This window comes from Bacillus sp. FSL P4-0248 (assembly GCF_038593305.1).
Lineage (GTDB): Bacteria > Bacillota > Bacilli > Bacillales > Bacillaceae > Bacillus > Bacillus safensis.
In genome coordinates this window covers 3,425,829-3,449,587 of the sequence record NZ_CP151983.1, presented here as the reverse complement: position 1 = coordinate 3,449,587, position 23,759 = coordinate 3,425,829, and the positions used below count along the sequence as shown (strand labels likewise).

The following is a 23,759-nucleotide window of genomic DNA, read 5'->3' as shown; positions in this document are numbered from 1 at the left end:
AGCCGTATGTGAATTAGGGAGGGAGAAACATGGATACTATTATTAATGCATTTCCGTATTTAATGGATGGTTTGCAAACCACTTTATATATCTTTGTTGTTGCCATCATTTTAGGGTTTATCATCGGTTTAATTGTGGCATTATTCCGTCTGTCACCATTTAAAATCTTAAATTTCATCGCACTCGTCTTTGTGAATGCCATTCGAGGCACACCATTTATCGTACAGCTATTCTTCATTTATTTTGGTTTGAATACACTTGAATTCATTTCGCTTGATCGAGTGCCCGCAGGGATTATTACAGTAGCGATTAATGCAGGGGCTTATTTCTCAGAAATTATTCGTGCAGGGATTCAGTCTATTGATAAAGGACAAACAGAAGCTGCGCGCTCTTTAGGCTTTACAGGGGGGCAAAACATGCGCTTTATCGTCCTACCGCAGGCATTCCGCCGCATGCTCCCAGCGATTACAAACCAGGCCATCATCAGCTTGAAGGATACATCTCTCTTATCTATTATCGGAATTGCCGATATTATGCAGCGAGGACAAGTTCAAGCATCGGCTACATTTGATCCTTTGAATGTCTGGCTCATTGTCGGTGTCATTTATTTCGTGATCATTTATTTACTTTCTCTACTGGCTAGCTACGCAGAAAGGAGATTTGATATCAAATGAGTATGATTACGGTGAAAAACTTAAAGAAATCCTTTGGCGATCACGAAGTGTTAAAGGATATTAATGCAGTCATCGAGGAAAAGGAAGTCGTGTGTGTCATAGGTCCTTCTGGATCAGGGAAAAGCACGTTTCTAAGATGCCTCAATAAATTAGAAGATATCACGGCTGGAGAAGTCGTTGTCCACGGGCACACGATTACAGACCCAAAGGTGAATATCAATAAAGTAAGGCAAGAAGTAGGCATGGTGTTTCAGCACTTTAATTTATTCCCTCATAAAACCGTTTTAGAAAATATTACGATTGCACCGATAAAAGTAAAAGGCATCGAGAAGAAGGCAGCAGTCGAAAAAGCGTTAGACTTGCTTGAAAAAGTCGGCTTAAAAGACAAAGCTCAAAGCTATCCTAACCAATTATCTGGTGGACAAAAGCAGCGTGTAGCCATTGCAAGAGCGTTGGCAATGGATCCGAAAGTACTATTATTCGATGAGCCGACATCAGCTCTTGATCCTGAGGTCGTAGGGGATGTATTAGCTGTAATGAAACAATTAGCTGTCGAAGGTATGACAATGATTGTGGTCACACATGAAATGGGCTTTGCAAGAGAGGTAGGAGACCGTGTCATCTTTATGGATGGCGGCTATATTGTCGAGGAAGACAAACCAGAAGCTCTTTTTGGGAACCCGCAGCATGAGCGTACAAAATCATTTCTTAGTAAAGTGTTATAAAAAAGAGTAAGGGCATGTATATGCCCTTACTCTTTTCTTTATGAATAAATGGGAGAGATTTAGCGGCCCCATTTCCTAGGAAATATTAGCGCTGGAAGAATTCGATCCATTCTTGGTCTGGTCCTCTGAAAAAGAAGTAGCAATATCCATTTGGTAATGTCGTAATTTCTTCATCAATTAATTCAATTTGCAGCTTTTGAATACGATTGAATTCAGCATGAATATTGTCTGTTGTGAAAGCGAGATGATGGACCTTCCCTTCAGATGGCAGGTCACTGCTGTAGCCTTGGATGAGCTCAATTTCCGTTTCGGTTTCATCTTTAAAACCGAGAAAGGCAAGCTCAATCACTCCATTTGTATGAGTGATGCGGTCCTTTAATTTCATGCCCACCACTTTTTCATAAAAATCAATCGACTGATCAATATTCGAAACCATAATACCTGTATGATCTAAGCGTAATGTCGTCAAACGAAGTGCCTCCTCTATGTCATGTTGATAATTTTCTCCTCATCTTATCATAATAGAAGTAACGTATACATTCATATGGTAGGATAGAGAGAGTCAATTTAGGATAAGGATGACACAAATGAAAAAAATCTCATTAAAACAAACATTTGCGGAACAAGTGAAAAAGGGATATCCGCTCATTTCCAAAGATGCAGTATCGCATGTGAACGGTGTACGGGAAGGCGAGCTCATTGAATGGGTGGATGAGCGGGGCACTTTTTTAGGAAAAGGGTATTATGGTGTACAAAATAAAGGTATCGGCTGGGTCCTAACCTTTGATGCGAACGAAAAAATAGATCAAGCTTTTTTTGTCTCTAGGCTTGAGCAGGCAGCGAAAAGCAGAACGCATTTATTTCGTGATGCACAGACGACTGCTTTCCGTGTGTTGAACGGAGAGGGTGATGGAATTGGCGGCGTCACGATTGATTATTATGACGGATTCTACCTCATCCAATGGTATAGCGAAGGAGTCTATACATTAAAGGAATATGTATTGGCTGCACTTGAGCACGTATATCCAGACTATAAAGGCATTTATGAAAAGAAACGATTTGATACATCTGGACAGTATATAGAAGATGATGATTTTGTGAAGGGAGAGAAAGGTGAATTTCCTCTCATCGTGAAAGAAAACGGCATGAACGTGGCGGTTTACTTAAATGATGGCGCGATGACGGGTATCTTCCTTGATCAGCGTCATGTGAGAAAAGCGATCCGAGATTGTTATGCAAAAGGAAAGACTGTGCTCAATACATTTTCTTACACAGGTGCTTTCTCAGTGGCAGCTGCGCTTGGTGGAGCGAGCCGTACGACAAGTGTGGATGTTGCAAACCGCAGCTTGAAAAAAACATCTGAGCAGTTTGAAGTCAATGGTATTGATGTGGACGGGCAGGATATCAAAGTCATGGATGTCTTTAAATATTTTCCGTTTGCAGCGAAAAAAGGCTGGACCTATGATCTCGTCATCTTAGACCCGCCTTCCTTTGCACGAACGAAAAAGCACACATTCAGTGCGGCGAAGGATTATAAGAAGCTATTAAAAGAAGCCATCCAAATTACAGCTGAGAACGGCGTCATTGTGGCATCAACGAATAGCAGTGCATTTGGCATGAAGAAATTTAAAGGGTTTATTGCGCAGGCTTTTAAAGAAGCAGGGCAAACCTATCGGATACTTGAAGAATATACCCTTCCTGAGGATTTCCGTACAACGAAGAATTATCCTGAAGGGAACTATTTAAAGGTTGTCTTCATACAAGCATAAGAAAAAGCCATTTCCCTTATTGGAAATGGCTTTTTTTATAAGGCAAACGACATAAGGATAGGCGCTGCACATAATGTAATAATGGCTGAAATAATCATCGATACACTTGAGATCGTTCCTGAGACGGAGCTCATTTCAAAAGCCTTCGATGTTCCTGCCCCGTGTGCACCCGTTCCAAGTAGGACGCCCATGGCAATGTCATTATCGATGCGGAAGTAACGGATCACCATTGGACCGATAATTGATCCAAACAGTGCGGTTAAAATGACAAACACGGCCGTAACGGACGGCATGCCGCCGATCATCTCTGACACACTCATCGCTACAGGTGTTGTGACCGATCTTGGGACAAGGCTCTCAATAAGGCCTGTGTCCAGATGAAACAACTTGGCGATAAAAGCCGTTGATAAGATCGCAATGACAGAGCCGCAAGCCACATTCAAAATAATTTCCACTGCATGCTTCTTCAGGATATGAAAATACTTATATAAAGGAATGGCAAAAGCAACAGTCGCAGGCTGCAGCATATTCGTGAGCCATTTCCCTCCTTGATTGTAAGCATCGTAAGGAATGTTGACGATTAACAGCAAGACGACAAGGACAAGCGGAGTGACAAGTAACGGTGAGACATAGACCTTCGGATGCCGTTTGTATACCGCTTTTGATCCGAGATATAAAAGAACTGTTAAAATCAGAAATAGTCCGCCAACTAACATAGCTTTTTCCGCTCCTTTCGTTTTGCAATCATTTGCGTCATGATACCAGTTGAGAGCATGACCACAAACGTACTAATTAAGACGACAAGGACAATACTTGTGCCAGATTGAGAAAGCAATTTTCCATAATCAATGACACCAACTGCTGATGGAATAAAGAAAAGCAGCAGTTCTCCGAGCAGCCATACGGCGCCAAGTTCTATCCATTTTAATTGAATGATCTTAAAATGAAGTAATAAGAAAATGACAAGAATGCCTAAGATCGTGCCCGGAATTCTCAAATGCAAAAAGGCCGCCAGCACATTCATGAATTTCGCAAAAATAAACAAGACCATAATCTGAAGGGCAGCAATCAGCGGCGTTTTGAGCAATTTCACTTTCTGTTCACTCCTTTTTCTATATAAATTGTTCAGTGTTTCACAAAAACATGACAACGTTCCAATTGATGAGCTTACTTTAAAGTGTACAGCACGTTCAGTTATAGGTAAAATACATATATCGAATAGTAATTATTCCTTTTGTCTATAGGAAGGATGAAGCATGTGGACATCAGACATTTAACATATTTCTTAGAAGTGGCAAGGTTAAAGAGCTTCACGAAAGCATCGCAGTCTCTTTACGTATCGCAGCCGACCATTTCTAAGATGGTCAAAAACCTGGAGGATGAGCTGGGGGTGCAGTTGTTTTACCGGAATGGCCGGCAGGTTGAAATGACAGATGCTGGCCAAACCATGTATACACAGGCGAGTGAAATTACACAGTCATTTCAGAATTTAACGAGCGAATTAAATGATTTAATGAATGTGAAAAAAGGGCATATTCGAATCGGACTGCCGCCGATGATTGGGTCAAGTTTCTTCCCGAATGTCATGGGGGAATTCCGCCAGCAATATCCAGATGTCACATTTCAATTAGTTGAGCACGGCTCCATTAAAGTAGAGGAAGGGGTCGAGGATGGGTCGCTTGATATTGGTGTCATTGTTCTGCCTGCAAATGATAAAATTTTTCATACGTACACCATTATTAAAGAGAACATGAAGCTCGTGACGCATCCATCCCATCCGATGGCTGGTCGTGAGGAAGTACATTTAGCTGATTTAAGGGAAGAGTCTTTTATTTTCTTTAGAGAAGATTTTGTTCTACACAGCCGGATTTTGAATGAATGTATGAATGCGGGATTTCGGCCAAATGTCATTTATGAAACGTCTCAGTGGGATTTCATTAGTGAAATGGTAGCTGAAAACTTAGGGATTGGACTTCTGCCAGAACGAATCTGCCGTGATCTTGATCCCGAAAAGGTAAAGGTCATTTCCCTAAACCCGTCGATCCCGTGGCATTTAGGTGTCATTTGGCGAAAGGACCGCTATTTGTCGTTTGCGGCAAGAGAATGGTTAAAGCATACGAAATCCTACGTGTGGGATGCAGAGTAAAAGGGAGGACGATACGGATGAAAACAAGCTGCGCGTCTCATTTATTGGAGAAGGTTCGAGAAAAAAATCCACTCGTTCATAATATCACCAATCAAGTTGTGACGAATTTTACAGCGAATGGACTGCTTGCTTTAGGTGCTTCGCCAGTCATGGCAAACGCCAAAGAAGAAGTGGCTGAAATGGCGCAATTAGCGGATGCACTAGTGCTGAATATTGGCACATTAACTAAGGAAACGGTGGAAGCCATGATTCTCGCTGGACAAGCCGCCAATGAAAAAGGTGTACCTGTTTTGTTAGATCCTGTCGGCGTCGGTGCGACAACGTTTCGAACGAATGCTGCTAAACAGCTGTTAGAGAAAGTGAAAATCACCGTTGTCAGAGGAAACGCTGCCGAAGTGGCTCATTTACTTGGAGTGGATGGCTGGGAGTCAAAAGGCGTTGATGCGAAAGCGGCGAATGGAGATGTATCGGCATTAGCCAAACAAGCGTCCATTGCACTTCAGACAATAGTGGTAATCACAGGAAAAGTTGATGTGGTGTCAGATGGAGATGAGGTGCTGTCCATTCATAATGGACATGAATGGCTCACGAAGGTGACGGGAACTGGCTGTTTGCTGACGTCTGTCATCGGAGCATTTTGTGCAGCGGGTGAACAGCCGCTTCATGCGTCGGCAGCCGCATTGCTGTTTTATGGTGTCGCCGCTGAAAGGGCAGCTCTGCACTCAATGGATAAAGGACCGGGAACCTTTCAAATGGAATTGTTAAACGCACTATCACACACAACCGGCGATGATGTGCTGACACTAGGGAAAATAGGGGGAGTTTCACATGACAAAGGCTGATCAACAGCAAATCAAACAGCAATTATCGGTTTATTTTATTTTGGGCACAGCGAATACAACGAGGCAGCCGCTTGATGTTGTGAAAGAGGCAATTCAAGGCGGAATCACCATGTTTCAATTTCGTGAAAAGGGTGAAAAAGCATTGCAGAGTGATGAGAAGAAACAATTGGCTCGTCAAATCCAAGCGCTTTGCCAAGAAGCAAATGTTCCCTTTATTGTGAATGATGATATACAGCTAGCGATTGATCTTGATGCAGATGGCGTTCATGTTGGACAGGAAGACACAAATGCAAAAGACGTCAGACAAAGGATCGGGAATAAAATATTAGGCGTGTCGACGCATAATCTAGATGAAGTGAAACAAGCCATGAAGGACGGAGCAGATTATGTCGGGATGGGCCCAGTCTATCCAACGGAAACGAAAAAGGATACACGCAGTGTCCAGGGTGTGTCTTTGATCACTGAAGTCCGCCGTCATGGCCTTCAAATTCCGATTGTAGGTATCGGAGGGATCACATACGACAACGCAGCACCAGTGATACAAGCTGGGGCAGACGGTATAAGCATCATTAGTGCTATTAGCGAGAGCGCCGATCCTAAAAAAGCAGCAGAAGAGCTGAAATCACTTGTTGCAGCAGAAAAAGCATCTCTTTAATCTGAAGGAGACATGGATTAAATCAATTCATGTCTTTTCTTATGCCGGGTAAATTAGACAGGAGAGAAACAATTGTGTACAATTATATAGTTCGATTATTTTCGAAATGACAGGTAATTAAAGGAGAATGAACATGGAAGTGCTAGATACGTATTTTCGTCGATACGATGAAGCGGGAAAAAGCCAGAAGCAAATGGATGATTTGCTAGCATTGTTTTCTGACGATGTCATGATTGTCTTAAATGGCGCCCAAAAGCCTGGAATCCAAGCGTTCACACAATTTTTGAATACATTTTTCCACGTACATGATGACATTAAGCATATGTGGGATGGGTGGAATAAAAGAGAAGATGGAAAGTATGAAACAAACTGGGCCGTTTGCGGAAAGCTTTCGGATGGCCGTGTCTATACAGCAGAAGGAATTGATATCGCAGAGCTGGACGACCAAGGGAAGATCGTTTATTTAGAAAACGTTCCGAAAAACCCAGAGTTATTCCAGCGCTATTAAAAAGCCGGCTGAGCAGCCGGCTTTTCCTTATGAATCAGTATCCATATGCATGCCTGTATGTGCCTTTACTTGAATTTCCGTAAAGGTGTCTTCATCTGCCTTTTCAGACGAGAATATCGTGCCTAAGTAAGCGGCAAGAAATCCGAGTGGAATCGAGATAATCCCTGGGTTCGACAGCGGGATGAGCGGATCTCCTGTGAAGATGGCTGCTCCCGATGGGTCCCAGACGCTTGGGCTGAGCGAGACGATGATCAGTGCGCTCAGAAGACCTGTTAAGCTTCCTGCGATGGCACCTGTAGAGTTAAATCGTTTCCAAAAAACAGTGAAGATAATCAAAGGTAAATTCGCACTTGCTGCCACTGCGAAGGCAAGAGACACAAGAAAAGCGACGTTTAAGGACTGGGCAAATAATGCGAGAATGATAGAGAGGATCGCCACGCCGATGGAAGCAAAGCGTGCCGCCTTCACCTGCTCCCGCTCACTCGCTTTTCCTTTGCGGATAATCTGACTATAAAAATCATGCGCAAAGGCAGACGCGGCGGATAGGACGAGACCCGTTACCACCGCCAAAATAGTCGCAAAGGCAATAGCGGAAACAAAGGCAAATAACAAATCTCCTCCAAGAGCTTGGGCGAGCAGTGGAGCGGCCATATTTCCTGCTGCATCTGCTGCTGTGATCGCTTCTGTTCCAACAAATGCAGCAGCGCCGAAGCCAAGGAAAACCGTCATTAAATAAAAAATCCCGATGATCCAAGTAGCTGAAAGAACCGATTTTCGCGCAGAAATCGCATCCTTTACTGTATAAAAACGGATCAAAATATGTGGCAAACCGGCTGTCCCAAGCACTAAGGCGAGGTTAAGAGACAAGGTTTCTAAAGGCACATCATATTTATTTCCCGGGTGAAGAAATGCCCCACCGAGCGGGGTCGCTGTTTTCATCTGTTCAAACATCTTCAGCAGACTAAAATCAAACTTTGCAAACACAAGCAGAGAAATAATGAGCGTCCCAAGCATGAGAAGCACAGCCTTTGTGATCTGTACCCAGCTGGTCGCAATCATGCCGCCAAACACGACATAAATGGTCATCAGGACACCCACGATCAGTACCGCAATCCAGTAATCAATGCCAAGAAGCAGTTTGATTAATGCACCTGCCCCAACAAGCTGTGCAATCATATAAAAAGTAGAGACTGTAATGGTATTAAAGGCGGCAACCCCTCGAATGGCAGGGCGTTTAAACCGTGCAGCGATCATATCGGCCATCGTATATTTCCCCAGATTTCTAAGCGGTTCAGCCACAACGTAAAGAACGACAAGGTACGCTACTAGAAAACCAATGCTATAGAAAAAGCCGTCAAACCCGTTTAACGCGATCATGCCAGCAATCCCTAAAAATGATGCAGCGGACATATAGTCTCCAGCAATGGCAAGGCCGTTTTGAAACCCAGTCAGACCTCCGCCTGCTGTGTAAAAATCACTCGCATTGCTTGTTTTTTTCGCAGCAAAATATGTGATGACCAATGTGAGTCCTACGATCGCTACGAACAAAATAAAAGCGGTCATGCTCATTCGTCATCACCTCTTGATTCATTTTTTAAAGCGCTTACATAATTGTCGAACTTAGCTGCTTTTTTCGCATAAAGTCCACATAAAACCCAGGTCATGACAAATTGTGTGAGGGCGAATAACCAAGCCCATGAGATCGCGCCAATTGCCGGCGTGTTCAAAAAGGTGAAGTAGGATGTAGCAACCGGAAGTGAAAAGTAAAAGAGAAAAAAGAAAATCGTCATCGGTACGATAAATCTGCGTTTTTCCTCAAGAAGTTTTCGGAAATCCTCTGAAGCGGCAACCTTCTTATAATGAACTTTTTTGTCTGCCATTGTTTCCTCCTTTGTACGAATTAGGGACAAGGTACTCCAATGCATATGAGACGATCTGGCTGTTTATGACAGTATATCATAAAAAAGGCACCCGAAAAGGGTGCTGAGCCTGATCAAAACATGACTTTATCTTGAGGTATTGTGTTAAGTCGAGAAGGGGCAAAAATTCTATTAGACGAAATAGCATCTTTGGAAGAGTGAAATCTAGAAAGGTGACTGACCGTCTTGTAGATGCAAGACGGCATTTTTTTGGTAATATATGATAAAATTGTTTAGGTAATTAATGGGTTGATCCTGTTGTTGTAGGGGGAAGGCAATGGTTAAGACAATCTCAAGAAATGACCCGTGTTTCTGTGGTAGCGGGAAGAAATATAAAAAGTGTCATAGTGACATTCATCCTGAATCAAGAGCTGCTCGGCTTATCCAGACATACAGAAAGTACGAACGAAAAATAGAAGATTATCAAAAATCAACAGGTAATATTCCTCCATGTCAAAAGGGGTGTTATAACTGCTGCTATGAGGATTTTTCTATAACTGAAATTGAGAAATTGAGTTTGAATTTATTATGCGTGAGTTGAAGACTTGAAGCAAAGATCGAGTAGAAAAAATATATGATACTGTTTTAGATCAGTGTGAAACAATTAAAAATGAACGACCTGACACCTGGAGAAAATTTAGAGGTATATGTCTCGAAAGACGTTGGCACAATACTTGTTGAACAATTGAAATAGCTTTATAAAAAGGGTTGTTTTACGAGGAGAAGAATGAGAGGGCTCACCGATCGTCTGCACGCTGCAACACTTTCTATACGCTTACCACTATTAATGCAGAACCAAAATATTTTCAGGAATTTCAAAAATTTTGTGTTGAAGTCTTATATTAAAAGTAAGCAGGCTCTTACTGGAGCCTGCTTTTTTTATTTATTGTTGCTTAACAGTAATTTTTAAGGTATTTTTACAGTATATGCTAAGTCGACAAACATAATATTTACGCCTACATCAACTTTCTTATATTTGTTTTTAACTGCCCATGCAACCGCACCAGAAGTTCCAGCAGTAATAGCCGCGGCGGCTCCGGCACCCCATGGTCCAGCAGCAGCAATTTTGCTTGTGTACCAACCGATATATCCGGCTGCAAATCCACCTGCTACTATGGCGTTCATGCTTCTAACTTTCGGTCCTAATTTGAGGTGTAGACCTACAAAACCATAAGCCTGCATGTCACCTTTTTTCTCATTCTCTTCAAAGCTAAATTCTTCTGATTTCATAGAAGTCATTAGTTGACTGTCGTGTTCTGAAATTCCCATTTCCATAAGGGTTTCTTTATCAGCTGTAAAATGAGTATTTCCATCCTTATCTAATTCGAAGTAATTAGATAGTTTCTCTGCTAATTCCAATTGTTTTTTATCTACACTGACTGGAGGGGTCTCATTATTACCTTGACTGGCATGACTAATCATTGGAGAAGAGAAACCAAATGTAATAGTAAGCACACATAACATTACTAGAAATTTTTTAAACATACGTACCACTCCTATTTGTTTTTTGGGGTAACGCATACATGATATTTCCTTCTATTGGGGTGGAATACTTAGAGGTTAAGGAGAGTAATAAAATGTATTTATTCTTATTCACTTTGATTTATTGTGTAATCACACACATTTTTAATTTGTCCTATGAGTTTTCTTTTGGGGTGTATTTTATAGGTCTAGGTTTGATCAAAGGACTTTCCAGCGGGGAAATTAAAGACATCTTTAATTTCAAAAAGACAAGGGACGTGTTCAAAGAAAACAGATTTATAGATTCTTTGATGGAATTGTTTTCTTTGATAATAGTGTTTATTAATGCATACATAATTGATTATGAACCATTCTCTCCCTTTGAGTTTGTTTATACTTTTTTCTTGATTGTAATTCTATACAGATTCCTATTTTGGGGAATCATAAGAGAGTCAAAAAAATGGTTGCATAATGAGGCATAGGAGTCATGGACTTATAAGAATCACTCACTTTCTTTGATATATTTTCATGCTACCATTTATTTCTTGATAATTGGTAATGTGATGGAAAGTTTCTTTTTGGGTTGCGGTGACCGCAATATAGGTTCTTTTATTTGGGAGGAGAATTTATGATGACTGTAATACCAGTATTGATGATGTTAATTGGTGCCTCTTATTTTGCTGTTTATATGATAAAACGTAAGAATAATAAAGAAAAAGAGATGGGTTAAAAAGTTGTTTTTGCCGTTGTTTTCTTTTTACTGAGTGTCCCATTCATCAATATGGTCATCACTGGATAATAAAGAACAGGCTAAAGAGCCTGTTTTTTTGTTTCTTAAAAAACATAGCGCCTATTTCAAACCACCAAGAGCGTTCATATTCGTTTCTAAGCACCTTTATTTATGCTCGGGTATTTCCATAGTGTGATGCTTCAAGAACGCTTATATGGGATTTAAATGCGTTAACTGCTGCGATAGCATTTAAAGATTGATATGTCTTGTGTCCTACTTGCTTACAAAGTGTTTGCGTCATGCCGAAAACTTTACATATGAATGGAAAAATAGGATTTTATTAGGAATTATTGTGCTAACATTTATTAAAAATTGGTTTTCTAGGGGGGATTGTAGATGGCGTCTATACCGTCTCCAGTTGTAGCGATCAAGATAAATGAATGGTATAAGCATATAAAAAGATTCAATGTTAAAGAGGCCCAGATGCTAAGGGAAGAGATTAGAAAAGATATAGATGTCATGGAAGAAGATGAACAGGCGGTTCTTTATTTTCAGCTGATGGAGTTCCGTCACCAATTGATGACAGACTATGTGCAGCCTTCTAAAGAACCACTTGAAAAATCTGATTACTTGAAAGCTGTAGAAGGACAAGGAAAGAAGATGTCAGCCATTCTTGAATACTATTTTAATTTTTTTCAAGGAATGTATGAATTCAAAAATGGTGAGTTTATTAGAGCTATTGTGTTCTATAAGCGCGCGGAAAAGCGCCTGGAGCAAGTAGGGGATGAGTTAGAAAGAGCGGAATTTTACTACAAATTATCAGAAGTGTTTTATCACATGAAACAGACACACGTGTCTATGTATTACGTTGGTCTTTCTTATGATACCTATAAGGCACATAAGAGCAATTCACTTTATATGATTCGAGAAATTAATTGTCTAACTGTTATGGCAGGTAATTTCATTGATTTTGAATGCAGAGAAAAGGCGCTTCCTCATTTATTGTCAGCTTTAGAAAGATCTAAGGCAATTTCTAATAAGCCAATGATTGTGAAGTCATTATTTAATATTGGTTGTTGTTATAAAGGATTAGGTGATTTTAATAGGGCACTAGCTTATTTTAATCAGGTTATTCTTGAAGGAGAGCCTATCCATGCTACAGAGTTGCTTTTGGTTTATTATGAATTATCGTTATTTCATTTGAGTCAAAAGGAATTTATTGAGGGAGAAAGATTTTTCAAAAGAGGCTTGGAAGAAGCGAAGAATAGAAAAAATGATCTGTTTTTATCGTTGCTGATGGTATTGGAAAATTTATTTTTAAAAACAGCAAACCTAAGTGAGGTCTTGAGCTCGTTGGAAAAATTAGAGAACGAGAGGGGTTATCCATACATAGAAGACCTAGCGCTCGAAGCGGCTCGGTACTATAATGAGAATGGGCGTATGGATGAATCTGTAAAAATGTACGAAAAAGTGATGTACGCCCGAAAACAAATCCAAAGGGGCGACTGTTCATATGAATTTTAAAACGGTTCTTACTGGTTTTTTGAGTGCTTCAGCATTGCTAGGTGTGATCTCATTATCATCTGTCGATTTTGATGTGAATTCAAGAAATGCTACTTCTCCAGAATCAACTGATCTGACAGTAAGAAATGCTACAGGCAGTAGCGTTACTACTCAAGATTTCCCTCTTATAACTTTATCTCAACATGATAACGATTTTGCTGTGAGGAATGGAACCCGTTCTAGTGTAAATCCGGATATTCGTTTTGGAACACGTGATTCTAGATTATCTACTTGATGAATCAAACAGATCTTTAGGGTCTGTCAGGCTGTCGAGAAAATCTCGACAGCTTTATTTTCTCGGAAAGGTTATCGGTTCTACAAATCAGATCCGAAAGCATGTGCTCCGTGTCCTTTTCTTGAAAGCTGCACAAGATCTTAAAAGCACCAAAAGACCCATTCTCACCTAACATCATGACGTGGAAAATAAAAAAGAATGTAGAAAAACATGAGTTTCTCTACATTCTGGGCACCCGAAAAGGGTGCTTTCTATCGATAATTTGCAAGAAATGTTTGTCTCGCTTTTTCATACGCTTCCGCATCAAAATGATCTCCGCATTTATGAATGCACCAAGGCTCTTCTTGCCTCACAATCCCAACCTCATAGCCCTTCTGAGTGAATTCAAAGGACTGCGAAACATCATAAAAATGAAAGCCATCAAAGAGATCCTCACGCCACTTCACATCATACTGCGTCGCCATGAAAAGACCATCAATGGCCGCAGCTTTGATATAATCTTGCGCTTCGGGCTGCTGACGGCCTCTTTCAAACGAAAGCAGCTGATAGGTGTCGTGACGATATTCAATGACTTTTCCCCTGCAATCAGAACTCTCCCACCAAATTCCATTGTCAGGCACGCTTTCTGCTCCAATCACTCCAACCATGCCAAGTGATGGGTTTTGTAAAAAAAGCGGGATGAGTTCAAGCAGCATATGCTGTTTGACAATCAAGGTATCCTGATGAAGATAAAATTTAAACTGAGCTGGATGAGTGATGGCTTCATTGTATGCAGAGGTCATACTTGATGCCTGTCTGATGGGTAAGACCTCCACATGGTATCCATGAGGGGCCGGAAGTGAAGCGAGCTGCCGGAAGCAAGCTTGAAACATCGATTCATCATTCACACATAAAACAAACAGAATCGTCGGATTACTCATGAAATGGAACCGCCTCGACCACATATTGATAGGCTGTAGCTGCCTCGTGGAAATCAGAACGAATGCCGTGTTTCATGAGTAATTCATGTAGATCATTCAACACGCTTGCATAGGAAGGATGCTGTACGCGAATGGCCTCGAATTCGCGAATGCGAAAACCCGCTGAATGAAAGAGTGCATGTATTTCGTGAAGGGTGAAGAAACGTAAATGTGTTTGATCCATTAACCCTGCATCTGTATAAGTAAATCTGCCGGCTAGTAATTCTAAAACCGTTGAAATGTGGCCGATATTTGGAATAGATGACAGGATGGCACCCTCTTTTTTAAGGAAGGGTTTCACCTTTTTTAAAACGGCCCAAGGGTCCAATAAATGCTCGAGGACGTCTCCGAAAATCATGCAGTCAAATTGTTCATGTTGATAAGGGAGAGCCAGCTGTTCAATATTTCCGCAGAGAACATGATCCAGCTCTTGTTCCGCCTCTTTTGCTGCATCTTCAAATGACTCAATGCCATAAATGGTCCGGCCCTTTTGTTTCAGGACTTTTCCAAGCTTGCCTGTGCCGCATCCGATATCCAACAAAGACGTCCATTCCGCGCGGATACGGCTGACGATGACCGGGTTTACCCCATGATAATACTGATCCTTTTTTTGGTGATAATACGAAAGGGAATCTGAACTCACGCTCTACCCACCTTTCTGCTTTCTCGTTGTTTTCATGCTTAATATATGGGTGGACAGCTTGGTTTTATAACGAGAGAAGGACAATTTTCATGAATAGCGGCTAAAAAGGAATCATATAAAGAACAGGAAACGGACTGTCCTCCTAATATAGAAAGACAGAACCCCATTGAGTGGAAGGGATTGGTATGGAGAGGTGTTCAATTATTGTAGCGTATCGTCATGAAAGGATTTTCAAAAGGTCAATTGACAGGTCAGAACTTATAGCCAAAGCAGTCTGAAAGACAAAGGATAACGGCGTTGATTTACGGTTTGTTTATCATCTTCTGATCACCGTTGGATGTTAAAAAAGCTTGTATTTCTTCGATGCCTAGTCCAATTTTTTTCGCTTCCTGAATCAAATAAACCCACTCTTCGTCAACTCTTCTTTTCACTTGCGTATCCATAATATCCTCCAGTTCAATAAGACATATTCACTGCAACCAATGACTTGAACAAACCGTCTAGTAACTGTACGTGTGGTTGAAAACAGCGCAAAATAAATTTTGTCGAAAAATGATGACATTTAACCTATTTTGTAAAATCTATCACCTACCACGTCCCTAAAAAAATGACTAAAAAACCCATAAATATTGAAATCTTACTTCTAATAATAAACAATTGTAAAGTCAGTTGAAAGATTATAAATTAAAATAATGATAAAGACCTAAAACATTTGACTCATATAAACCAATTGCGTTGACATTTGCCATCGAGTAGAACAAATTTCATCTTTTCAGGACATACATATTGTTCGTTTGGGAAGTTCTTCTCAAGATGGTATTCTAAAAGAAACAGAAACCACCAAGAAGGAATGAAGAAAGACATGTATAGCCTTTTTCAAAAGTATCAAGAAGTTGTCATGTATCTTGTGATGGGTGTGTGTACAACCATTGTCAATATCGTCAGCTTCTATTTATTCGTTGAGATGTTTTCCATGGATTACAAAACAGCTACGGTTGTTTCATGGGTATTTGCTGTTCTCTTTGCTTATATCACCAATAAGAAGTATGTCTTCAAGCAAAAGGCTCGTGACACAAAAAGCCTCATGCGTGAGCTTTCTTCATTTTTTAGTGTCCGTCTCATGTCTCTAGGTGTAGATCTGGGGCTGATGATTTTATTTGTGAGCCAAATGGCGCTCAATGAAACCGTCGCAAAAATTCTCGTCAACTTTGTGATTGTGGTGGTCAATTATGTCGCCAGTAAGTGGTTCGTCTTCAAGAAAACAAAAGAAGATGCGATTTAACACATAAAAAAGATAGGTGATGTGAAATGAGCAGCAGGCCAGACGACTTATATGATGCCATATATCAACAAACAGAAAAGCAGCATGAACAAGTGCTGAGGCTAGTCAAAGAAATGACCGCACATCCAGAAGCGTTTTCGGAACAAGAAAAGGAAAAGATCAACCGAATGGACATTGCGCTTCAAACGGCAACGGACATTTTAGAAAACTTAATGACCCCTGATACGCAAATGACGATTGTTTTAAAACAAGGAAGAATTCATGTTGATCTGTCAAAATCGTAAAAGAAGCAGCCAATGATGAAGCGGCTGCTTTTTATTATGCATCGCTTGTTTCCCGCAGTTGCTTTGGAGACATGCCGATTTTCTTTCGAAAGACTTTATTCAAGTAATTCGCATTTCGGTAGCCGCACTGTATGGCGATTTCTTCAATTGAGTATTTCGTTGTTTTTAATAATGTTTCCGCCTTCTCTAACCGGATATTGGTTAAGTAATGAATAGGTGTGAAGCCAGTGGCCTTTTTGAATTCCCTCGTAAAATGACTTTTGGATAAACGTGCCGCAGCTGCCATATCGTCTGGGCCAATTTCCTCGTGAAAATGATGGCTGGCAAACAAGGCCGCTTGGACGATGGGCTCAGGCCATTTTTCCATTTGTCCCTCAAGCTTTGGCAAATATGAATACAGTTCCATGACAAATTGATAAGCAAGGCTAGACCCCTCAAATGGATTGGTAATCCGTCTTTCACTGGCTTCATCATAAATTTTCTTCAGCAGGCGGATCGGTTTGGAATGAGGATGAAAACGCATGACCTGCTTTCCTTGATCTATAAATTGGTCAAAGCAAAGATCACAGGCTTCCCCATAAAGCGTCAAATAGAGAAATTCCCAATGCTCACTGTCCTCTGGAAAATAATATTGATAGGCACTTGGACTTTTCACAAGAAAGGCCTGCCCTGGCAAGACTTTGAACCGCTTCTGTCCGATTTCAATCATGCCGTGTCCAGACAGTGTGAGCTGAAAGATGCACTTGCCCTGATCCTTCCGCTCCACGCCATTCCAGCTGTATAACGAAGATGATTGAACCTCCCAGCCAACAGACCATATTTGTGCCGGCAATGTAACATCAGAATGGTGAAAACGAAATGCAAATGCTTCCTTCTTCAAATTGGAAAACCTCCTTCACAGCAAAAAACAACCTTTTTCTATTTTGAATCATGTTACACCTCATATCACATCGTACCATTCACAGCAAAAAAAGGGTATTTTTTAACGATTTTTTTACCATTGAACTTACGCAGTTCAGGCAACTAAAATAAGAGTATCAGATGAGAAAAGGGGAATGGATATGATCGATATGTTACGCACGGCATTTCACCAGCAATTTGGGGATAAAGAAGAAGAACTTCGCTATTTTTTTGCCCCGGGAAGAGTGAACTTGATTGGTGAACATACAGATTACAATGGAGGTCATGTATTCCCTTGTGCGCTCACTCTCGGTACATATGCAGCATGTGCAAAGCGGTCAGATGGCCGCGTGAGAATGTATTCCTTGAACTTTGATGGCGATGGTGTGAAAGAATTCGACCTTTTTGAAATCGCTTACTTAGAGTCGGATGGCTGGGCGAATTATCCAAAGGGCGTGTTCCATCAGTTTATTGAAGCAGGGATGAAGATAGAAGAAGGCTTTGACATTGTATACGGCGGCAATATTCCCAATGGCGCAGGCCTGTCTTCCTCTGCCTCGATTGAGCTTGTCACCGCCGTCTGCATCAATGAATGGCATTCATTCGGCGTTTCAAATGCCCGTCTTGCCCTCCTTTCGCAGCGTGCAGAAAATGAATTTATTGGCGTCAATTGCGGCATCATGGATCAGTTTTCAATTGCTCTTGGAAAAGAAGATCACGCCATTTTGCTTAATTGCGATACCCTTGATTTTCAATACAGTCCGTTTCGGCAAGAGGGACTGGCGCTTGTCATTGCCAATACAAACAAAAAGCGGACACTGGCAGACTCCAAATACAATGAACGCCGGTCAGAGTGTCAATCAGCTTTAAACGATTTACGAGAAGAAATCGACCTTGCCCACTTATGTGAGCTCACGGCAGATGAATTTGCCGAACATGCCCATTTGATTCAGGATGAAACATGCCGCAAACGTGCAAGACACGTGGTGACAGAAAACGAGCGGACCATAAAAGCAGTCAAATTTCTGAAAGATGATAAAATGGAAGAAATAGGTGCGCTTATGAAGGCTTCTCATCTCTCTTTAAAGAATGATTATGAAGTGACTGGATTTGAACTAGATACACTGGCAGAAGCCGCTTGGCTCCATCCTGGAACGATAGGCTCTCGTATGACGGGCGCGGGTTTTGGCGGCTGTACGATCAGTATTGTGAAAGAAAAGCAGCTGGCATCATTTATAAAAGAAACGGGTGCGATTTATCAAGAGAAGACAGGCATTCAAGCCTCTTTTTACACAGCTGGAATTGGAGGCGGCGCAAGAGAACTCACGAAGGAGGAAGTGTAATGACAATTTTAGTGTGCGGGGGAGCAGGGTACATTGGCAGCCATGCGGTAGCGGCTCTTTTAGCGAAAGGTGAACAAGTGGTGGTAGTGGATAATTTGCAGACAGGCCACAAAGAAGCCGTTTTGGAGGGAGCTGTTTTAGAAGAGGGAGATTTACGAGATCAAGATTTTTTAAGACAGGTTTTCAAAACGCATCAAATAGAAGCGGTGATGCACTTTGCCGCAGATTCACTTGTCGGCGAGAGTGTAACAGACCCGCTAAAGTACTATGACAACAACGTTGGAGGAGCGACAGCCTTACTTCAGGTGATGAATGAATTTGATGTGAAACACATCGTTTTCTCTTCAACCGCTGCCGCATATGGTGAACCAAAGCGAGTGCCGATCGTTGAAACGGATGAGACGAATCCAACCAATCCTTATGGAGAAACGAAACTAGCCATTGAAAAAATGCTGAAGTGGTCTGAGCAGGCATATGGAATGAAATACGTCGTGCTTCGCTACTTTAATGTAGCTGGCGCTCATACAGAAGGACTTGTCGGAGAGGATCATCAGCCTGAAACACATCTCATTCCGATCATTCTGCAAATGGCTTTAGGAAAACGAGATCAGATCATGATTTACGGTGATGATTATGAGACAGAGGATGGCACGTGTATTAGGGATTACATTCATGTCATGGATTTAGTAGACGCGCACATTTTAGCTGTTGATCGTCTGCGCGCTGGAAAAGGAAGTGCAACATACAACTTAGGGAATGGCACTGGTTTCTCCGTGAAGCAGGTAGTAGATGCTGTTAGAAACGTCACGGGGCATGCGATCCCAGCACAGGTCGCTGACAGACGTGCGGGGGATCCAGCAAAGCTGATTGCTTCTTCTGAAAAAGCGCTGCAAGAATTAGGGTGGACACCTCAATATGCTGACCTTCACACCATCATTCAAAGTGCGTGGGATTGGTTTCAGAAGCATCCAGACGGCTACCAAAGTAAATAACGCATAACAGGCAGGCAAGAGAGGGGACAGAGAGAATGGCGGTTGATATTTTTGAAAAACTGGAACAGCTGATTCAATACGGGATCAATCAAGAGCTGATCACACGACTAGATATCGAGTATACGAGAAATCGGCTGCTTGAGGTGCTTGGGCTGGATGAAGCTGAGCCAAGGACAGTCTCAGGGGAGGCGGAGCTTGAAGACATCTTAATGCCGATGCTGGATTGGGCAGTTGAGACTGGCCTTATCCCTGAGGGGACGGATACGTATCGCGATTTACTAGATGCGAAAATCATGGGATGCTTGGTGGCGCCTCCAAGTGTCATCTACGCAAAGTTTGAAGAGAAGCGCCAGCATGAAGGGCCAGAGCCTGCTACAAGCTGGTTCTATGAAATGCAGCAGCACGCACACTATATTCATACAGGCAGAATCGCCAAAAATGTGCAGTGGTTTACACCAACAGATGATGGCGTGCTGGAGATCACAATCAATCTATCAAAGCCGGAAAAGGACCCAAAAGCAATCGCTGAAGCCAAAAAGCTTAGTCAAAAACAATATCCTCTTTGTCTCCTTTGTAAAGAAAACGTTGGGTTTGGGGGGCGCATCAACCATCCAGCGAGACAGAATCACCGGATCATTCCTGTGACACTCACAGATGAATTTTGGTTTCTACAATTTTCACCTTATGTGTATTACAACGAGCACTGCATTGTGTTCAAAGGCGAACATGAGCCGATGAGCATCACCAAAAAGACCTTTGAACGATTGCTTTCTTTCATATATATATACCCGCACTATTTCATCGGATCGAACGCCGACCTTCCGATTGTCGGGGGTAGTATATTAAGTCATGACCATTTTCAGGGCGGTGCGCATGAATTTCCGATGGCGAAAGCGGAGGTGGAAGAGGTCTTTTCTCTGAATGCCTTTCCGAATGTGAGGGCTGGCATTGTGAAATGGCCGATGTCTGTCATCCGCCTTCGAAGCAGCGACCGGCAGAAGCTTGCAGACGCTGCAGACTTTATCTTAAACGAGTGGAAAATGTATTCAGATGAAGAAGTGGAGCTGCTAGCTCATACAGGAGAGACGCCGCATAATACCATTACACCAATTGCACGCCGCCATGGAGATGACTATGAATTAGATCTAGTGCTGCGCAATAATCGTACAAACAAGCGGCACCCGGATGGAATTTTCCACCCGCACGAAGAAGTCCATCATATTAAAAAAGAGAATATCGGATTAATTGAAGTGATGGGTCTTGCAGTTCTTCCTGGTAGATTAGCAGAGGAATTAAGTCAATTAAAAGAAGCGCTGTTATCCAAAAACCCCCTTGAAGAAATCAAAGCCCGCCCTGCTATCACGAAACACGAAACATGGGCAAAGCGTCTGCTTGAAGAGAATACCTTTACAGAGGACAATACAGAAGCTATTTTACAAAAAGAAGTCGGCATGATTTTTTCTCGTATTCTCTCACAGGCGGGTGTGTTTAAAAGAACCGAGCAAGGGAAAACAGCTTTTAAACGTTTCATTCATACACTCATATAGGCAGGTGATTAGATGATTGAACAAGTAAGAACATTAATGGAAGAAAAACAGCTCGACGGTGTCTTGATTCAAAAGCGTAATAACTTCTCCTGGCTGACAGGAGGGAGAAGAAATCACATCGTGTTAAATACACCAGAGGGCGTGTGCAAGCTGCTTGTGTTAAAAGACGACATCGTCCTCATAGTGAATCAAATGGAAGAAAAGCGGATCATTGAAGAAGAGATGGCGTATATCGATCACCCCTTTCAAGTGGTGACGATGGATTGGTTTGAGGAAGATACGGCACACATTCAAACACTCACAAAAGACAAACGGATCGGGTCAGACATTCAAATGGATGGATTCGAATGGATTGAGCCGGATTTGTCGCAAGTCCGATCCATTCTTTCCGCATCACAGCTCCGCCAATATGAAACGCTTTGTCATGAAACAGCGGTCATTGTAGAGAGTGTTTGTAAAGAAATCGTTCCAGAACAGACGGAGCACGAAATCGCTTCGCTTGCGGCTCAAAAAGCGATCGCGCAGGGAATGACGATTGAAGTGCTGCTTGTAGCAACAGATGACCGGATTCATCAATACCGTCATCCAATTCCGACAGACAAAAAACTTCAAAAGCATGCGCTTGTTGTTCTTTGCGCTGAACGGCATGGACTCGTGGCGAATGTCACAAGGTCTGTTTACTTCGGTCAGCTTCCAAAGGAGCTTGAAGAGAACAAAGATCGGCTTGCACGAATTGACACGGTCATGAATGCTGCCACGCGCCCTGGTAAGACATTGGGAGATGTATTGAAAGCAGGTATTGCTCAGTATGAAAAAGAGGGCTTCCCTGATAGCTGGAAAAAGCTTCATCAAGGGGGAAAGACGGGCTTTGTATCTAGAGAAATCATTGCAGTTCCCTCATCGAAGGAAGAAATTCAGCTGCATCAAGTCTTTACTTGGAATCCTTCATTGCCTGGATTGAAATCAGAGGATACGATGGTCGTAGAGAAAGAGGGGAACCGCTTTTTAACCTATACAGGCAAGTGGACATACATTGATGTTGAGCATGAAGGGGACATCTATAGACGCCCTGACATTTTAGTAAGAGATGAATAATTGCAGAATGCCGGCGCTGAGCCGGTTTTTTGCTGGAAGTCATTTAGCGGGATTCCACATATTCATCATAATTGCCAATTCTTAACGCGCATAGTCAGAGGATCGATACTTTCTTTTCTTGTCAACTTGCGTTAAAATAAGTAAGGTTTTTGTTAAATGTGGGGATACCTATTTTGAAATTGTTTACCTAGATAAAATTTCATTAAGTTAAATTGAAATTTGACCAAACTTTTTTATTGTGGTAAACCTAAATTTGACAAAGTTCTTGATTGTTTGTCCTTTGCCTTCAACTCTCAACTTTTCAAAATCCTAGAAATTTATTGTGTGTGCAATAATATAAATTTATGTCGAATTTATGACATTTTAAAAGAAATCTGTTGAAAAATAAATGAACTTTTGAAAAAAGGGAAGCTAACTCTAACAGATTTTGATAGCATTACAAAGGGAAGAAAAGTTTTCGAAGGCAGATGGCTTTTCACAATTATTCAGCAATTTATACATTATTTAAGGAAGGATGGTGATCTTCTTGTTCAGAGCCATTAAACCTATGCTTTTATTAGCGATGCTCGTGAGTGTTTTTGTATTAGGAGGTTGCAGCAATATCGCTGTTTTAGATCCTAAAGGACCAGTCGCAGCACAACAAAAAGACTTAATCCTTTTATCTATCGGATTCATGCTCTTTATCGTTGGTGCGGTATTTGTAATGTTTACCATCATTTTGGTTAAATACCGTGAGCGTAAGGACGTTGGAAACGCCTCTTATAACCCAGAAATACACGGGAATACGCTTCTAGAAGTTGTCTGGACAGTGATCCCAATATTAATCGTTGCTGCTCTTTCGATTCCAACTGTAAAAACAATTTACTCTTTGGAAGAGGCACCTCAAGCAACAAGCCATAAAGATCCACTTGTCGTTTATGCGACAGCTGTTGATTGGAAATGGATCTTTAGCTATCCAGAGGAAAATATTGAGACAGTGAACTACTTAAACATTCCAAAAGATCAGCCGGTTTTATTCAAAATCACTTCCGCTGATACAATGGCATCACTATGGATTCCTCAGCTAGGCGGGGAGAAGTATGCGATGGCTGGAATGGAAATGGAACAATATCTTCAAGCTGATGAAGTAGGCACATACCAAGGAAGAAACGCCAACTTCACAGGCGAGGGCTTTGCTCAGCAAAAATTCAAAGTCAATGCGATGACGCAGTCTGACTATGATAAATGGGTAAACAAAACGAAGAAAGAAGCACCAAAGTTAACGAAGAAAACGTATGACTACTTGATGCTTCCTGATGCTGCAGATGTGCAGACATTCTCATCAACACATTTATCCTTTGCAAAGCATGGAGAGGATTCTGAATATGCACTCCAAGCACGCAAACGTTTAGGTTATCAAGCAGTTTCTCCGCATTCCAAGACAGATCCTTTCGAGAATGTGAAGAACTATAAAAGAAAACTAGATAATGAATAAACTGACTAAGGAA

The 23,759-nt window shown here is 41.6% G+C and carries 26 protein-coding genes; 16 read left to right on the top strand and 10 right to left on the bottom strand.

Annotation, left to right across the window (positions count from 1 at the left end):
• The first annotated feature begins 29 nt into the window (after nt 1-29).
• Together NST65_RS17795 and NST65_RS17790 are read left to right on the top strand one after the other, a co-directional pair.
• Nucleotides 30-674, top strand: a complete 645-nt coding sequence (locus tag NST65_RS17795) for an amino acid ABC transporter permease (RefSeq protein WP_024423856.1) — start codon at nt 30-32, stop codon at nt 672-674.
• A complete protein-coding gene (locus NST65_RS17790; RefSeq protein WP_034281322.1) occupies nt 671-1,399 on the top strand; it encodes an amino acid ABC transporter ATP-binding protein in 729 nt (242 codons plus the stop codon). Before NST65_RS17795 ends, NST65_RS17790 begins: the two co-directional genes overlap by 4 nt.
• A gap of 85 nt (nt 1,400-1,484) precedes the next feature.
• On the opposite strand, the gene NST65_RS17785 is transcribed toward NST65_RS17790, so the two are convergent.
• Nucleotides 1,485-1,868, bottom strand: coding sequence for a VOC family protein (locus NST65_RS17785; RefSeq protein ID WP_024423854.1), 384 nt, complete (start codon nt 1,866-1,868; stop codon nt 1,485-1,487).
• 118 nt (nt 1,869-1,986) lie between these two features.
• Here NST65_RS17785 and NST65_RS17780 point away from each other — a divergent pair, with 118 nt between their 5' ends.
• The gene (locus NST65_RS17780; RefSeq protein WP_342489191.1) at nt 1,987-3,168 is read left to right on the top strand and encodes a class I SAM-dependent rRNA methyltransferase; all 1,182 of its coding nucleotides are present in this window, start codon (nt 1,987-1,989) and stop codon (nt 3,166-3,168) included.
• Between the two features lie 35 nt (nt 3,169-3,203).
• Here the strand turns inward: NST65_RS17780 and NST65_RS17775 are convergent, their stop codons facing one another.
• Together NST65_RS17775 and NST65_RS17770 are read right to left on the bottom strand one after the other, a co-directional pair.
• Nucleotides 3,204-3,884 (bottom strand): CidB/LrgB family autolysis modulator, encoded by a 681-nt coding sequence (locus tag NST65_RS17775; RefSeq protein WP_024423852.1) that lies wholly within the window; start codon nt 3,882-3,884, stop codon nt 3,204-3,206.
• Complete coding sequence (locus tag NST65_RS17770) at nt 3,878-4,261, bottom strand: CidA/LrgA family holin-like protein (RefSeq protein ID WP_080701177.1); 384 nt, start codon at nt 4,259-4,261, stop codon at nt 3,878-3,880. Before NST65_RS17770 ends, NST65_RS17775 begins: the two co-directional genes overlap by 7 nt.
• A gap of 165 nt (nt 4,262-4,426) precedes the next feature.
• Between NST65_RS17770 and NST65_RS17765 the strand changes: the two genes are divergently transcribed.
• The 4 genes from NST65_RS17765 (at nt 4,427) to NST65_RS17750 (ending at nt 7,319) form a co-directional block, all read left to right on the top strand.
• On the top strand, nt 4,427-5,314 hold the full coding sequence (locus tag NST65_RS17765; protein ID WP_039182411.1) for a LysR family transcriptional regulator: 888 nt from the start codon (nt 4,427-4,429) through the stop codon (nt 5,312-5,314).
• A 17-nt stretch (nt 5,315-5,331) separates the two neighbouring features.
• On the top strand, nt 5,332-6,156 hold the full coding sequence (gene thiM / locus NST65_RS17760; protein WP_342489189.1) for a hydroxyethylthiazole kinase: 825 nt from the start codon (nt 5,332-5,334) through the stop codon (nt 6,154-6,156).
• A complete protein-coding gene (thiE, locus tag NST65_RS17755) occupies nt 6,143-6,811 on the top strand; it encodes a thiamine phosphate synthase (protein ID WP_111926937.1) in 669 nt (222 codons plus the stop codon). The genes thiM and thiE overlap by 14 nt, the downstream gene beginning before the upstream one ends.
• Before the next feature lie 133 nt (nt 6,812-6,944).
• On the top strand, nt 6,945-7,319 hold the full coding sequence (locus tag NST65_RS17750) for a nuclear transport factor 2 family protein (RefSeq protein WP_111926935.1): 375 nt from the start codon (nt 6,945-6,947) through the stop codon (nt 7,317-7,319).
• Between the two features lie 27 nt (nt 7,320-7,346).
• Here NST65_RS17750 and NST65_RS17745 read toward each other — a convergent pair whose 3' ends face one another.
• The 3 genes from NST65_RS17745 to NST65_RS17735 form a co-directional block, all read right to left on the bottom strand.
• Nucleotides 7,347-8,888, bottom strand: coding sequence for a cation acetate symporter (locus tag NST65_RS17745; RefSeq protein ID WP_041115397.1), 1,542 nt, complete (start codon nt 8,886-8,888; stop codon nt 7,347-7,349).
• A complete protein-coding gene (locus NST65_RS17740) occupies nt 8,885-9,199 on the bottom strand; it encodes a DUF485 domain-containing protein (protein ID WP_034281315.1) in 315 nt (104 codons plus the stop codon). The genes NST65_RS17745 and NST65_RS17740 overlap by 4 nt, the downstream gene beginning before the upstream one ends.
• A gap of 945 nt (nt 9,200-10,144) precedes the next feature.
• Nucleotides 10,145-10,723, bottom strand: coding sequence for a hypothetical protein (locus NST65_RS17735; RefSeq protein ID WP_131631247.1), 579 nt, complete (start codon nt 10,721-10,723; stop codon nt 10,145-10,147).
• Nucleotides 10,724-11,825: 1,102 nt separating this feature from the next.
• On the opposite strand from NST65_RS17735, the gene NST65_RS17730 reads away from it, so the two are divergent.
• Together NST65_RS17730 and NST65_RS17725 are read left to right on the top strand one after the other, a co-directional pair.
• Nucleotides 11,826-12,953 carry a Rap family tetratricopeptide repeat protein gene (locus NST65_RS17730; RefSeq protein ID WP_034281312.1) on the top strand — a complete coding sequence of 376 codons (1,128 nt, stop codon included), beginning with the start codon at nt 11,826-11,828 and terminating at the stop codon, nt 12,951-12,953.
• Nucleotides 12,943-13,227, top strand: coding sequence for a hypothetical protein (locus tag NST65_RS17725; RefSeq protein ID WP_041115399.1), 285 nt, complete (start codon nt 12,943-12,945; stop codon nt 13,225-13,227). Before NST65_RS17730 ends, NST65_RS17725 begins: the two co-directional genes overlap by 11 nt.
• A gap of 251 nt (nt 13,228-13,478) precedes the next feature.
• Here NST65_RS17725 and NST65_RS17720 read toward each other — a convergent pair whose 3' ends face one another.
• The 3 genes from NST65_RS17720 to NST65_RS17710 all read right to left on the bottom strand — a co-directional run bounded on the left by NST65_RS17720 (nt 13,479) and on the right by NST65_RS17710 (nt 15,272).
• Complete coding sequence (locus tag NST65_RS17720; RefSeq protein ID WP_111926933.1) at nt 13,479-14,147, bottom strand: glycosyltransferase family protein; 669 nt, start codon at nt 14,145-14,147, stop codon at nt 13,479-13,481.
• A complete protein-coding gene (locus tag NST65_RS17715) occupies nt 14,140-14,829 on the bottom strand; it encodes a class I SAM-dependent methyltransferase (RefSeq protein ID WP_111926931.1) in 690 nt (229 codons plus the stop codon). The genes NST65_RS17720 and NST65_RS17715 overlap by 8 nt, the downstream gene beginning before the upstream one ends.
• Before the next feature lie 302 nt (nt 14,830-15,131).
• The gene (locus NST65_RS17710; RefSeq protein ID WP_008345506.1) at nt 15,132-15,272 is read right to left on the bottom strand and encodes an anti-repressor SinI family protein; all 141 of its coding nucleotides are present in this window, start codon (nt 15,270-15,272) and stop codon (nt 15,132-15,134) included.
• Nucleotides 15,273-15,727: 455 nt separating this feature from the next.
• Here NST65_RS17710 and NST65_RS17705 point away from each other — a divergent pair, with 455 nt between their 5' ends.
• Nucleotides 15,728-16,111, top strand: a complete 384-nt coding sequence (locus NST65_RS17705) for a GtrA family protein (protein ID WP_012011676.1) — start codon at nt 15,728-15,730, stop codon at nt 16,109-16,111.
• A 26-nt stretch (nt 16,112-16,137) separates the two neighbouring features.
• Nucleotides 16,138-16,395 (top strand): hypothetical protein, encoded by a 258-nt coding sequence (locus NST65_RS17700; protein WP_034281308.1) that lies wholly within the window; start codon nt 16,138-16,140, stop codon nt 16,393-16,395.
• A 34-nt stretch (nt 16,396-16,429) separates the two neighbouring features.
• On the opposite strand, the gene NST65_RS17695 is transcribed toward NST65_RS17700, so the two are convergent.
• Complete coding sequence (locus NST65_RS17695) at nt 16,430-17,275, bottom strand: AraC family transcriptional regulator (RefSeq protein WP_024423841.1); 846 nt, start codon at nt 17,273-17,275, stop codon at nt 16,430-16,432.
• A gap of 175 nt (nt 17,276-17,450) precedes the next feature.
• Here NST65_RS17695 and NST65_RS17690 point away from each other — a divergent pair, with 175 nt between their 5' ends.
• The 5 genes from NST65_RS17690 to qoxA all read left to right on the top strand — a co-directional run bounded on the left by NST65_RS17690 (nt 17,451) and on the right by qoxA (nt 23,746).
• A complete protein-coding gene (locus tag NST65_RS17690; protein ID WP_098677119.1) occupies nt 17,451-18,638 on the top strand; it encodes a galactokinase in 1,188 nt (395 codons plus the stop codon).
• Nucleotides 18,638-19,630, top strand: a complete 993-nt coding sequence (gene galE / locus NST65_RS17685; protein WP_111926929.1) for a UDP-glucose 4-epimerase GalE — start codon at nt 18,638-18,640, stop codon at nt 19,628-19,630. The genes NST65_RS17690 and galE overlap by 1 nt, the downstream gene beginning before the upstream one ends.
• A 35-nt stretch (nt 19,631-19,665) precedes the next feature.
• On the top strand, nt 19,666-21,177 hold the full coding sequence (gene galT, locus NST65_RS17680; protein WP_111926927.1) for a UDP-glucose--hexose-1-phosphate uridylyltransferase: 1,512 nt from the start codon (nt 19,666-19,668) through the stop codon (nt 21,175-21,177).
• Nucleotides 21,178-21,189: 12 nt separating this feature from the next.
• Nucleotides 21,190-22,272, top strand: a complete 1,083-nt coding sequence (locus tag NST65_RS17675) for an aminopeptidase P family N-terminal domain-containing protein (RefSeq protein ID WP_111926926.1) — start codon at nt 21,190-21,192, stop codon at nt 22,270-22,272.
• A gap of 517 nt (nt 22,273-22,789) precedes the next feature.
• Nucleotides 22,790-23,746 carry a cytochrome aa3 quinol oxidase subunit II gene (qoxA, locus tag NST65_RS17670; RefSeq protein ID WP_111927023.1) on the top strand — a complete coding sequence of 319 codons (957 nt, stop codon included), beginning with the start codon at nt 22,790-22,792 and terminating at the stop codon, nt 23,744-23,746.
• Nucleotides 23,747-23,759 lie beyond the last annotated feature (13 nt).